This is a genomic window from Amycolatopsis sp. WAC 01376, from assembly GCF_003947415.1.
Taxonomy (GTDB): domain Bacteria; phylum Actinomycetota; class Actinomycetes; order Mycobacteriales; family Pseudonocardiaceae; genus Amycolatopsis.
This window is the reverse complement of the sequence record NZ_QHKL01000008.1, coordinates 239,009-251,092: the sequence shown is the minus strand read 5'-3', so window position 1 is coordinate 251,092 and position 12,084 is coordinate 239,009. Positions and strand designations below refer to the sequence as shown.

Annotated in this window: 10 protein-coding genes; 9 read left to right on the top strand and 1 reads right to left on the bottom strand. The window is 67.8% G+C overall.

Translation table 11 applies throughout. The features are described from left to right. Positions 1-19 precede the first annotated feature (19 nt). The 4 genes from DMH03_RS34510 to DMH03_RS34495 all read left to right on the top strand — a co-directional run bounded on the left by DMH03_RS34510 (position 20) and on the right by DMH03_RS34495 (position 4,262). Positions 20-982 carry an acyltransferase domain-containing protein gene (locus tag DMH03_RS34510; protein ID WP_125796198.1) on the top strand — a complete coding sequence of 321 codons (963 nt, stop codon included), beginning with the start codon at positions 20-22 and terminating at the stop codon, positions 980-982. 43 nt (positions 983-1,025) lie between these two features. Next, positions 1,026-1,931, top strand: a complete 906-nt coding sequence (locus DMH03_RS34505; RefSeq protein ID WP_233611793.1) for a PIG-L deacetylase family protein — start codon at positions 1,026-1,028, stop codon at positions 1,929-1,931. Between the two features lie 55 nt (positions 1,932-1,986). Then, entirely contained in the window at positions 1,987-3,648 is a 1,662-nt protein-coding gene (locus DMH03_RS34500; RefSeq protein WP_125796197.1) for a glycosyltransferase family 39 protein, read from the top strand. Between the two features lie 140 nt (positions 3,649-3,788). Continuing rightward, the gene (locus tag DMH03_RS34495) at positions 3,789-4,262 is read left to right on the top strand and encodes a thioesterase family protein (RefSeq protein ID WP_125796196.1); all 474 of its coding nucleotides are present in this window, start codon (positions 3,789-3,791) and stop codon (positions 4,260-4,262) included. 372 nt (positions 4,263-4,634) lie between these two features. Here the strand turns inward: DMH03_RS34495 and DMH03_RS34490 are convergent, their stop codons facing one another. Further along, complete coding sequence (locus tag DMH03_RS34490; protein ID WP_125796195.1) at positions 4,635-5,921, bottom strand: PLP-dependent aminotransferase family protein; 1,287 nt, start codon at positions 5,919-5,921, stop codon at positions 4,635-4,637. Between the two features lie 151 nt (positions 5,922-6,072). Between DMH03_RS34490 and DMH03_RS34485 the strand changes: the two genes are divergently transcribed. From DMH03_RS34485 to DMH03_RS34465, 5 genes are all read left to right on the top strand, one after another. After that, the gene (locus DMH03_RS34485; protein ID WP_125796194.1) at positions 6,073-6,906 is read left to right on the top strand and encodes an alpha/beta fold hydrolase; all 834 of its coding nucleotides are present in this window, start codon (positions 6,073-6,075) and stop codon (positions 6,904-6,906) included. Beyond that, positions 6,903-8,636, top strand: coding sequence for an amino acid adenylation domain-containing protein (locus DMH03_RS34480; RefSeq protein ID WP_125796193.1), 1,734 nt, complete (start codon positions 6,903-6,905; stop codon positions 8,634-8,636). Before DMH03_RS34485 ends, DMH03_RS34480 begins: the two co-directional genes overlap by 4 nt. Before the next feature lie 14 nt (positions 8,637-8,650). Further along, positions 8,651-9,841: a cytochrome P450 gene (locus tag DMH03_RS34475; protein WP_125796192.1), complete on the top strand. Its 1,191-nt coding sequence runs from the start codon at positions 8,651-8,653 to the stop codon at positions 9,839-9,841. Between the two features lie 107 nt (positions 9,842-9,948). Continuing rightward, positions 9,949-11,001 carry a 4-hydroxyphenylpyruvate dioxygenase gene (gene hppD / locus DMH03_RS34470; RefSeq protein WP_125796191.1) on the top strand — a complete coding sequence of 351 codons (1,053 nt, stop codon included), beginning with the start codon at positions 9,949-9,951 and terminating at the stop codon, positions 10,999-11,001. Then, positions 10,998-12,074: an alpha-hydroxy acid oxidase gene (locus DMH03_RS34465; RefSeq protein WP_125796190.1), complete on the top strand. Its 1,077-nt coding sequence runs from the start codon at positions 10,998-11,000 to the stop codon at positions 12,072-12,074. The genes hppD and DMH03_RS34465 overlap by 4 nt, the downstream gene beginning before the upstream one ends. The last annotated feature ends 10 nt before the right edge of the window (positions 12,075-12,084 follow it).

The window sequence follows — 12,084 nt, the reverse complement described above, 5'->3', positions numbered from 1 at the left end:
AAACCGAGGGCGGTCGCCGATGGATGCCGAAACCGTACGCAGTGCGCTGAAGATGGAGGACGAGAGGAGTTTGGCCTGGCTCTCGGACCTCGAGAAGCTCGGCTCGCCTCCCGAGCCGGTACGACTGCCGCAGGGCGACGAGGCACGAGAGCTCTTGCGGCGGTTGGGGGTGCCGGAGCTCGACGTCGAGGAGATCGTGGCGGCCACTCCAGGGCCGGATCGTGACCCGGCCCTGTGGTGGCTGCTCGAACGCACCCACCACGCGATCATCCGGAACATGGGCGACTGCCGGGTGAAGCGGCGGGGTGCGCCGAACCTGCCGTCCGGGACAGGTGCCGCCGGGCGTTACTTCCATGTGTACGTCTTCCTCGCGACCGTTCCGGCGGTGCGCGGCTTCCACGAGAGCCGGGGAATCCCCGAGAAGGTCACCTGGGAGACCTTGGCGCAACTGGGGGATTCGGTCGCCACGTATCGCCGCAAGCATGGCGAGGGCGGCATGAACACGCAATGGTGGACCGCCTACTTCCTGAGCGGCATCGTCTACCAGCTCGGCCGTCTCCAATTCAGCCTCGCCGTCGGCCGTGACGGCACTCCCGAGCTCGGTCTGCACATCCCCGAAGCGGGCGGACCGCTGAAAGGCACCATCTTCTACGACTCGCTGTGCCTTGCCCGCCCGTTCTTCGACCGGCATTTCCCCGAGCACGGCGCCGACGTGCTGACCGGCACATCGTGGTTGCTCGATCCGCAGCTGGAGGAATACCTCTCCGAGGAGTCCCACATCATCCGGTTCAGGCGGGCGTGGACGCGTATCGAGGGCGATCCCGAGCCTGGGGACGACGCGATCCTGGAGTTCGTGTTCCATTACAACGGCGAGCCGCTGGACGAACTTCCCCAGCGCACCTCCCTGGAAAGGGCGGTGGTCGCCCATTTGAAGGCCGGGCGGCACTGGTACGAGTACGCCGGTCATCTTCCGCTTCCGTAAAAGCGTCCTATACGGCCGTTTCACGGTCGAGAGAGGTGAAGACGTGGTGTCTTCCGTCCAGGGTTCCCCGTTGTCGGGTGGCGAGTCCGTCACCAAACTGAACCCCATGTTCCCCGACGCCGGCGCGACCCGGTTACTGGCGATTTCCCCTCATTTGGACGACGCGGTCCTGTCTTTCGGGGCCTGCCTCACCCAAGCGGCGCAAGACGGCGCGAAGGTGACCGTCTACACGGTGTTCGCCGGTACCGCGCCTCCTCCCTATTCTCCCGCGGCGGAGCGGATGCACGCGATCTGGGGTCTTTCACCGGATGACGACGCGCCGCTTTATCGCCGGGAGGAGGACGTCGCCGCGCTCGGCCATCTGAAGGTGGGCTACCGGCACGGCCGGTTCCTCGACACGATCTACCGCAAGCTGCCCGATGGCGGCTGGCTGGCGGATCACGTGGAAGGCGGGCAAAAGCTGGCGATCAACGAGAAGGCGCCGGAGCGGGATCACGATCTCGTCGCCGAGATCAAGGACGACATCAAGTCGCTCATCGAGGAAGGCGATCCCACGCTGCTCGTCACGTGCGCGGCCATCGGTGGCCATCCCGATCACGAGACCGCGCGAGACGCCGCACTGCTCGCCGCGGCCGAGATGAACGTTCCCGTCCGGCTTTGGGAAGACCTCCCCTACGCGGTATTCCGGCCTGGCGCGGTCGAATTGCCGCAGGGATTCCAGCTCGGTTCGCCCGATTTCACCTCCGTCGAACCGGAGGCACGGGTACGGAAGTTCGAGTCCGTGGAGTACTACCCGTCCCAGCTGTCGATGCTGAACGGGCGGGACAAGAATCTGCTGGAGCGACTCGAAACGCATGCTCGGAAGGCTTCACCCCATGGCGGATACGGCGAAACGACCTGGCCGGTCGTGACCGTCGGCAAGTCCACCGCCTCTCCCGCCCTCGGCTGAGACCGAAGTCCCTGATTCGCCACCCGCGATGCCGTATCACGCCGGAGGTATCGGAATGTCCGCAACACTGACCTATCTGCCGTCGCGGTCCCCGGACCCAGGGCCCGGTGGCGGAGCGAACCGTTGGGCGGTCTGGCGGTCGCCGTCCGATCAGCCGCGTTGGGCCCGGCCGGTGTTGCTGGGCATAGCTTTCGCGGCGATGGTGCTCTATGCCGCGAGCCTGCCGTTCGTCGACTACGCGCCGCTGTACGCGGACGCCGTCAAGAGCATGTCGGGGAGCTGGAAGGCGTTCTTCTTCGGCGCCGTCGACGCGGAGGCCACGTACACCCTCGACAAGCTGGCGGGTTCTTTCGTACCGCAGGCCATCTCGGCCAAGATCTTCGGCTACCACGCCTGGTCGCTGGCGCTGCCGCAGGTGATCGAGGGCGTGATCTCGGTGCTGGTGATGTACCGGGTCGTGCGGCGGTGGGCAGGCGTGGTCCCCGGCCTGCTCGCGGCGGGTATCTTCGCGTTCACCCCGGTCGTCGCGTCCATGTTCGGGCACAGCATGCAGGACGGCCTGCTGACCATGTGCCTGGTCCTCGCGGTCGACGCGTATCAGCGGGCCGTCCTCGAGGCGCGGCTTCGGTCCCTCGTCTGGGCGGGAGTCTGGATCGGGCTGGGCTTTCAGGCGAAGATGATGCAGGCGTGGATGATCCTGCCCGCGCTGGCGATCGGCTACCTGCTGACCGCGCCGATCGGACGGCGCCTGCGGCTGCGGCATCTGGGGATCGCCGGCGTGGTGATGCTGGCGGTGTCGCTCTCGTGGGTCGCGCTTTACACCTTCACCCCGGCCAGTTCCCGGCCGTACGTCAGTGGGAGCACGAACAACAGCGCCGTCGCCATGGTGTTCGGATACAACGGCCTCGGGCGCGTGGGCATCGACCTGCCGGGCGCCGCGGACGCCAACGGCAGGAACGGGCCGAAGGTCGGGCCGAAGGCCAAGGAGGGCCCCGGGTCGAACGGTCGCCCGAAGGTCGGCCCGAAGGCGCACGGCCTGCCGCCGATCGGTGCGGGGCAACTGGGCGGGCCCCCGGGAGGGGACGTGTCCAAGGTGGAGAGCAGGCCGGATCCGATGGGCTGGACCAAACTGTTCGACGGTCACCTCGGCGTCGCGATCGCCTGGCTGTTCCCGCTCACCGTGCTGTCACTGATCTGCGGGCTCCGGTGGTGGCGCCGGGCCGAACGCACCGACCCGGTGCGCGGCGGGCTGGTGATGTGGGGCGTGTGGCTGGCGACTTTCGGTTTCGTCTTCAGTGCGAGCGCCGTCGCGCACACCGCGTACGTTGCCTCACTCGCGCCGGCGATCGCCGCCCTTTCCGCCCTTGGCATCGTGATGTTCTGGCGGGCCTACCAGCGTGGCGGCAAGCAGGCCTGGCTACTGCCGATCGCGATCGCGGCCGAACTGGCCTGGGGTGCCTGGCTGTGGTCCCACTATCCGAACTTCCTGCCGTGGGCGAAATGGGGCACGCTCGTGCTCGGCACGGTCGCTCTCGCCCTGCTGATCCTGGCGCGGGTGCGCGAAAACGCCCCCGCGGCCCTGGTCAAGGCCGGGCTCGTCGTCGGCGTCACGGCCATGCTGGCCGCACCCGTCACGTATGCCGCCTCCGTCATCCATCCGAACTACGCCGGCAGCTCCTTCGACGCCAACGCCGGACCGGCGTCAGGTTCCGCGTGAGGTGAGCGATCCGAGAGGGAGGATCCGGGTGCGCAGGTGCCGGATCCTCCCTTCTCGGTGCGTGCGGCGACACCTTCTCACCACAGAGCGGATCCGGTGAACCAAGTCGCCGGACCGTCACGACCATCCGGGGGTACCTGATGACCGAGGCCGTCACCCAGCTCGCGGCCGAAGGCCGTCCGATCGAGGTGCGGGAGACTTCCAGGCGGCACACTTATGACCGCCAGATCCGCTTCGCGGACATCGACGCCCACGGCCACGTCAACAACGCCCGTTTCGTCGAGTACCTGGAAGACGCGAGGATCGCCCTCTACCTCGATTACGCCGGCGCCCTGCGGGAGGACCGCGGCGGGCTGCCGTCGGTGGGGATGGTGATCGTCCGGCACGAGGTCGACTACCGCAGGCCGCTCGGGTTCGGGCGGCGTTCGGTGCGGATCGAGTCGTGGGTGACCAAGGTCAGCTGGGCCAGTTGCGAACTGGCCGCGGAGATCCGCTCGGACGAAGGGGTGCACATCGAGGCCCGTTCGACGATCGCGGCAGTCGACCAGGACACCGCCAAGCCGCGGCGCTTCACCGTTTCCGAGCGGGCTTTCCTCGAGCGCTACCTGCACTGAGGAAGCCGTCAGAAGGTCCGAGGGGGTCGTGTGTGGCGATTCGGGTTATTGAGGGGAAAAGGCAAAGGTGGCGTGGCGTGGGGCCGGTGCCCGCTGCTGCGTAGGCGTTCTCCTGGTAGTGAGGGCCTCCTTTCCTACTCTGACAGTAGGGAAGGAGGCTTTCGCTACCGTCGGATGTGGTCCCTGGTGACGGTGGGGCGGTTGTGACTTCGGCGGCTGGTCGTGAAGTACAGGAAGGCCCCCTTCCTTGCGTTAGACGCAAGGAAGGGGGCCTTCATGTCCTTCGGTAACACGCGAGGGCGGGTGTCGCGTCACCCAGCCCGCCGTCTCGCCCGAGACACGCCACGTTTGCCTTACCCCTCACGATTCCACTCAGGGGAGCCGCGGCGTGATGAGCGCCGCGAGCCGCGCGACGCCCTGTTCGATCAATTCGGGTGTGAGCAGGCTGATCGACAGCCGGAGCTGATGGAAGCCGCCCTTTCCGCCGTAGAAATGATGCATCGGGGTGAACAGCACGCCGTGGTCGCGGGCGGCGATTTCCAGCAATTCGTCGTCGACGACGAACGGCACCGTGACGGTGACGAAGAACCCGCCCGTCGGGGTGTTCCAGCTGACGTCGGCGTACGAGCCGAGTTCGCGGTCGAGCGCGCTCAGGGTGAGCTGGAGATTGCGTTGGTAGATGGCGATTTCCCGCGCGTTCGCCTTGGTGAGGCTGAAATCGTTGAGCAGGAGTTTGCCGGCGATCACGGCCTGCGCGATGGGGGAGGTGTTCACCGTGAGCATGCCCTTGAGCTTCGAGAGCTGGTCGGCGAACAGGCCGCCGTCGGCCATCCGCTGGTCCGCCACCGCGAAGCCGACGCGGGCGCCGGGCATGCCGGTCTTGGCGAAGGAGCCGAGGTAGACCACGGATCCCGACCGGTCGAGCGACTTCAGTGAGGGGAGCTGCTCGGAGCCGAACAGGCCGTACGCGTTGTCTTCGAGGAGCAGGATCCCGTGCGTTTCGGCGACATCGAGGAGACGGCGGCGCGACGGCAGATCCATGCTGGTGCCGGTGGGATTGGCGAAGTTCGGGGTCACGTAACAGGCCCGCACCCGCTTGCCCTGCTCGTCGGCGTGCTTCAGCTGGAGGACGAGGTCTTCCGGGTCGATGCCGTTTTCGGTGGAGCGGACCGGCCACACCGGGGTGTCGGTGAGCAGCGCCGCCCCGGTCAGGCCGACGTAGGTGGGGGCGGGGGCGAGCAGGACGTCCCGGTCGCCCGCCCGCAGGGTGCGGAGGACGAGGAACATGGCCTCCTGCGCGCCCACCGTGACGACGACGGATTCGGGGGCGGCGTCGATGTTCTCGTCCTCGGCGAGATTGCGCGCGATGAGATCGGCGATGACGCCCTTGGTGGTGCCGTATTGGAAGAGCGTGCGGGTGACCACGGACTCCGCCATTTTCCGGTCACGCCGGAGATGATCACAATAGGCGTCGATGTACTCGTGAATGAGCCGGATGTCGAAGAACTCTTCGTACGGCCTGCCTGCCGCCATGGAAATGGCCACAGGGTATTCGTCGATCAGCTCGTTGAGCAGATTCATCGACGAGATGGCCGGATCGGTGAGCGATCCGTGCAGCGTTTCCACGTTCAAGTGAGTGGACAGACCGTTTGAATCCATGAATACTAGGATTTCCATACGCCGTTGAGGTGTCAAGAAAAGTCCGTGGACGCCGGGAATGTTCGGGCTGTCCAGCACCGAATCCTCCAGACACTCGATCTGTGCAGGTACGGTCGAATCCGCGCCAAAGCCTTTTTTCCGGAGGAGCATCATGCTGCTGACAACCGAGAACGGGATCCGGTTGTCCTACAACGACTGTGGTGACGGCCCGCCCGTTCTTCTGCTGACCGGCACCGGGGCGCCGAGTTCGGTGTGGGACCTGCATCAGGTACCCGCGTTACGTGCCGCCGGTTTTCGTGTGATCACCATGGACAATCGCGGGATTCCGCCGAGCGACGACGGCACGGACGGCTTCACCATCGAAGATCTCGTCTCGGATGTGGCCGCCCTCATCGACTTTCTCGACGCGGTGCCATGCCGCGTGATCGGGACGTCGATGGGTTCGTACATCGCGCAAGAGGTCGCGCTCGCCCATCCGGAACTGCTGCATTCGGTCGTGCTGATGGCGGCCTGTGGCAAGAGCAGCCTCGTCCAGCGGGAGCTCGCCGAGGGTGAGGCGAAGCTGATCGAACAGGGCATCGAGTTGCCGGCGGGATTCCTCGCCGCCGTCCGCGCCATGCACAACCTGGGGCCCGCGACGCTCGCCGACGACGATCTCGCCGGAGACTGGCTCGACCTGTTCGCGGCGTCGGGGTCGTGGGGTGGTCCGGGTATCCGGGCGCAGTTGTTGCTGAGCGCGTTGCCGGATCGCCTCGACGCCTATCGCGCCATCAAGGTGCCCTGCCACGTCGTCTCGTTCGAGCACGACCTCGTGGCGCCACCGGCCGCCGGGCTCGAACTGGCCTCGGCGATCCCCGGCGCGACTTACCGCACGATTCCCGAGTGCGGGCATTTCGGCTACCTCGAGAACCCGGAAGCGGTGAACCGCGAGCTGATCCGGTTCCTCCGCACCGAATCGTGCGAGACACTGGGAGAGACCGCATGACCGTCCTTTCGGCGGCCACGACACCGGCCCTGTTCGAGGCGACCGCAGCCGTGCTGCCGGATCGTCCGGCGGTGGCCATGGACACCACCACGCTCACCTACGCGGAGTTGAACGGTGAGGCCAACCGGCTCGCCCGGCGGCTCGTGGCGCACGGCATCGGCCCGGAGCGGCTCGTCGCGCTGGCGATGCCGAGGTCGATCGAGTTCGTCATCGCGGTTTTGGCCGTGCACAAGGCGGGCGCCGCGTACGTGCCGGTCGACCCGGACTATCCGGAAGAGCGCAAGCGGCAGATGCTGGACGACACGTCGGCGCACTGCCTGTTGTCCCTGCCGGGTCAGGACGTGACCGGCGCCCCTGTCGTGCTGAGCGTGGAACGGGAGCCGGGCCGCGCCGAGCCGAATCTGGCCGACGAGGACCGGAACGGCCCGTTGCGCCCGGATCACCCCGCGTACGTCATCTACACCTCGGGCTCGACGGGACGGCCGAAGGGCGTGCTGGTCACGCATCGCGGCATCCCGAACCTCGCCGACGACTACGTGCGCCGTCAGAAACTGGGGCCGGAGAGCAGGTTGCTGGCCTTCGCGTCCCCCAGCTTCGACGCCGCGGTCGCCGAGTTCTGGCCGATCTGGCAGGCCGGTGGCTGTCTCGTGCTGGCTTCCGCGCCGGATCTGGTGCCCGGCGAGCCGCTCGGCAGGCTGGTGCGGGATCAGCGCATCACCCATGTCACGCTGCCGCCGTCCGCGCTGGCGCCGCTGGAGGAGGCGGGTGGTCTGCCCGCCGGGCTGACCCTCCTGGTCGCCGGCGAGGCCTGCCCGGCTCCGGTCGCGAAACGCTGGGCCGTGGACCGCGTGATGATCAACGCGTACGGACCGACGGAGGCCACCGTCGCGGTGACCGCGAGCGAACCCCTGACCGGTGAGGAGACGCCGCCGATCGGCAGGCCGATCACCGGTGTCCGTACCTACGTCCTGGACGACAGGCTGAAGCCCGTCGAGGACGGGGACGTCGGCGAGCTGTACACGGTGGGCCCCGGCCTCGCCCGCGGTTACCTCCGAAGAGCGGCCGCGACGGCGGAGCGCTTCCTGCCGGATCCTTTCGGCGGCCCGGGTGCGCGCATGTACCGCACCGGAGACCGGGTGCGGGTGCGTTCGGACGGCCAGTACGTCTTCGTCGGCCGGGTCGACGACCAGCTGAAGGTGCGTGGTCACCGGATCGAGCCGGGCGAGGTCGAAGCCGCCCTGCTGGCGGTGGACGGCGTGGCCCAGGCGGTGGTGACCGAACACGAGAACAGGCTCGTCGCCTATGTCGTCGGCACCGGCGGAACGCGCGTGCCCGCCGATCGGCTCTTGCCGCCGCTTCGCGAGCAACTGCCCGGATATCTGGTGCCCGACGTGGTCGTCGGTCTGCCCAGCCTGCCGGTCTCGCCGAACGGCAAGATCGACAGGGTCGCCCTGCCCACTCCCGAAGAGGAGCACGCCGGACGCGCGGCGGGCCGGGAACCGCTCACGCCGACGGAAATCATCCTTGCCGAACTGTTCGCCGAAGTGCTCGGCGTCAGCAGTGTCGGCGTGGAAGACAGCTTCTTCGAAATCGGCGGTCACTCGCTGCTCGCGACCCGGCTCGTGAGCCGGATCCGGGAACGGTTGAAGATCCGGCTGAGGGTGCAGGCGTTCTTCGACGCGCCGACAGTGGCACGGCTCGCCAAGGTGCTCGACGGCGCCCACACCTGACCTGGAGACCACTCATGCAGACGACGGCAGCCGTCGACCTCGGCAATCCCGACCTGTACACGACTTTGGACCGGCACGACCGGTGGCGGGCGTACGCGGCGGAAGACGCGATGGTGTGGAGCGAGCCGGGTAGCTCCCCCGGCGGCTTCTGGTCGGTGTTCTCGCATCAGGCGTGCGCCGCGGTGCTCGGCCCGTCCGCCCCGTTCACCTCCGAATACGGGATGATGATCGGCTTCGACCGCGACCATCCCGACAACTCGGGTGGCCAGATGATGGTGGTGTCCGAACAGGATCAGCACCGGAAACTGCGCAAACTGGTCGGGCCACTGCTTTCGAGGGCGTCCGCGCGGAAGCTCTCGGAGCGGGTGCGCGCCGAAGTGCGCGGAGTACTCGACCAAGTGCTCGAGGGTGAGGTGTGCGACGTCGCCGCCGCGATCGGCCCGCGGATCCCCGCCGCCGTCGTCTGCGAAATCCTCGGTGTGCCCGTCGAGGACCAGGGCATGCTCATCGACCTGACCAATCACGCGTTCGGCGGCGAGGACGAGCTGTTCGACGGGATGACGCCGCGCCAGGCGCATACCGAGATCCTCGTCTATTTCGACGAGCTGATCACCGCGCGCCGCGCGAGCCCCGGCGAAGACCTCGTCAGCACCCTCCTTTCCGACGGCGAACTTTCGATCGACGACGTGTTGCTCAACTGCGACAACGTGTTGATCGGCGGAAACGAGACCACGCGCCATGCGATCACCGGCGCGGTGCACGCTTTCGCCACGGTGCCAGGGCTGCTGGACCAGGTGCGTGACGGGAGCGCGGACGTCGACACCGTCGTGGACGAAGTGCTGCGCTGGACCTCGCCCGCGATGCACGTGCTGCGGGTGACCACCGGTGAGGTCACGATCAACGGCCACGACTTGGAGGCGGGTACGCCGGTGGTCGCGTGGTTGCCGGCCGCGAACCGGGATCCCGCCGTCTTCGACGATCCCGACACGTTCAGGCCGGGGCGGAAACCCAACCGGCACATCGCCTTCGGGCACGGCATGCACCACTGTCTCGGCTCCGCGCTCGCGCGGATCGAGCTGGCGGTCGTGCTGCGGGAGGTGGCCGAGCGGGTTTCGCGGGTGGAGCTGGTGAAGGAGCCGGCCTGGCTGCGTGCGGTCGTCGTGCAGGGGTACCGGGAACTCCCGGTGCGGTTCACCGGCCGCTGACCCGTCCGTCCGATGTGGACGGAAGTGTCAAGCGGACAACGTTGATGCGGAAATGGCTTCACGTCATCCTGTGCTTGAGGATCACATCTATTCCACGGAGGATTGTCTTGTCTGCTCAGGAAAGCACGCAGAATTTCGAGATCGACCATGTGGAAATGTACGTGGCCGACCTCGAGGCGGCCGCGACCGGCTGGAAGGACCGGTACGACTTCTCCGTCGTCACCACCGACCGGTCGGAGGACCACCGTAGCGTGACGTTGCGGCACGCCGCGATCACGCTCGTCCTCACCGAGCCGCTGTCGGACCGGCACCCGGGGGCCACGTACTTGCAGACCCACGGCGAAGGGGTGGCCGACATCGCGCTGCGCACTCCCGACGTGGCCGCCGCCTTCGCGGCCGCGGTGAAGGGCGGCGCGGAACCCGTCCGCGAGCCGGAGAAGCGCGGGGACTCGGTCGTCACCGCCACCGTCAGCGGTTTCGGCGACGTCGTGCACACCCTGATCGAGAGCGACGGCACCGAGGAAGCCGTCCGCGGCAAGGGTGGCGTGGAGCTGGGGGAGATCGACCACTTCGCGGTCTGCCTGAACGCGGGCGATCTCGGCCCCACGGTGGCGTTCTACGAGCGTGCCCTCGGGTTCAAGCAGATCTTCGAAGAGCACATCGTGGTCGGTGCCCAGGCGATGAACTCCACCGTCGTGCAGAGCCTGTCGGGGGCGGTCACCCTCACGCTGATCGAGCCCGACAAGACCGCCGACCCCGGCCAGATCGACGACTTCATCAAGGAGCACCACGGTTCGGGCGTCCAGCACATCGCCTTCACCAGCCCGGACGCGGTCACCGCGGTCAAGGAGCTTTCCTCGCGCGGCGTCGAGTTCCTGAAGACGCCGGACGCCTACTACGACATGCTCGGCGGGCGGATCGAACTGGAGACGCACTCGCTGGACGACCTGCGCGAGACGAAGCTGCTCGCCGACGAGGACCACGGCGGCCAGCTGTTCCAGATCTTCACCGCTTCCACGCATCCGCGTAAGACGATCTTCTTCGAGATCATCGAGCGCCAGGGTGCCGGCACCTTCGGCAGCTCCAACATCAAGGCCCTGTACGAAGCCGTCGAGCTGGAGCGCACCGGGCAGAGCAAGCTCGGCCCCGCCCGGCGATGACCCACCTCTGCCTGGCCGACCTCGAACGTGCCGCGAAGGCGGTTCTCCCCGGCGAGATCTGGGATTTTCTCGCCGGGGGCAGCGGCGCCGAGGTATCGCTGGCGGCCAATCGCACCGCGTTCGAGCGGATCTTCGTGATCCCCCGGATGTTGCGTGAGCTGACCGGCAGTACCACCGAGGCCGAGGTACTCGGCAGGCGCGCCGCGCTTCCCGTGGCGGTCGCGCCGGTCGCGTACCAGCGGTTGTTCCATCCCGAAGGTGAGCTCGCGGCGGCACGTGCGGCGCGGGACGCCGGTGTGCCGTACACCATCTGCACGTTGAGCAGTGTCCCGCTGGAGGAGATCGCGGCCGTCGGCGGACGGCCGTGGTTCCAGCTGTACTGGCTGCGTGACGAGAAACGATCACTGGAGCTCGTACGCCGTGCGGAGGACGCCGGCTGCGAGGCGATCGTGTTCACCGTGGACGTGCCGTGGATGGGGCGGCGGCTGCGGGACATGCGGAACGGCTTCGCACTGCCGGAAACGGTGACGGCGGCCAACTTCGACGCGGGGGCTGCCGCGCACCGGCGTACCGAAGGACTTTCGGCCGTCGCCGACCACACCGCACGCGAATTCGCCCCGGCCACTTGGGAATCCGTCGAGGCGGTGCGCAGGCATACGGACCTTCCGTTGGTGCTCAAGGGAATCCTCGCGGTCGAGGACGCCACACGCGCCGTCGACGCGGGCGCCGCCGGGATCGTGGTGTCCAACCACGGAGGCCGTCAGTTGGACGGTGCCGTACCGGGAATCGAGATGCTGCAGGAGATCGCGGAAGCGGTCGCCGGCGGGTGCGAAGTGTTGCTGGACGGCGGAATCCGGACCGGCGGCGACATTCTCAAGGCGGCGGCGCTGGGCGCCTCGGGCATACTGGTCGGACGGCCCTTCATGTGGGGGCTGGCCGCGGACGGCCAGGACGGCGCGCGGCAGGTGCTCGACCTGCTCGCCGTCGAACTCCGGAACGCGTTGGGCCTGGCGGGCTGCGACTCGGTGAGCGCGGCCCGGCGGTTGCGCACGAAGGTCGCTGGAAGCCGCTGAAGATCCGGCC

Excerpts from the sequence above, each read along its gene's own strand:
- DMH03_RS34510 (WP_125796198.1), top strand. The coding sequence starts at position 20 with ATGGATGCCGAAACCGTACGCAGTGCGCTGAAGATGGAGGACGAGAGG.
- DMH03_RS34500 (WP_125796197.1), top strand. The coding sequence starts at position 1,987 with ATGTCCGCAACACTGACCTATCTGCCGTCGCGGTCCCCGGACCCAGGG.
- DMH03_RS34495 (WP_125796196.1), top strand. The coding sequence starts at position 3,789 with ATGACCGAGGCCGTCACCCAGCTCGCGGCCGAAGGCCGTCCGATCGAG.
- DMH03_RS34490 (WP_125796195.1), bottom strand. The coding sequence starts at position 5,921 with ATGGATTCAAACGGTCTGTCCACTCACTTGAACGTGGAAACGCTGCAC.
- DMH03_RS34485 (WP_125796194.1), top strand. The coding sequence starts at position 6,073 with ATGCTGCTGACAACCGAGAACGGGATCCGGTTGTCCTACAACGACTGT.
- DMH03_RS34480 (WP_125796193.1), top strand. The coding sequence starts at position 6,903 with ATGACCGTCCTTTCGGCGGCCACGACACCGGCCCTGTTCGAGGCGACC.
- DMH03_RS34475 (WP_125796192.1), top strand. The coding sequence starts at position 8,651 with ATGCAGACGACGGCAGCCGTCGACCTCGGCAATCCCGACCTGTACACG.
- DMH03_RS34465 (WP_125796190.1), top strand. The coding sequence starts at position 10,998 with ATGACCCACCTCTGCCTGGCCGACCTCGAACGTGCCGCGAAGGCGGTT.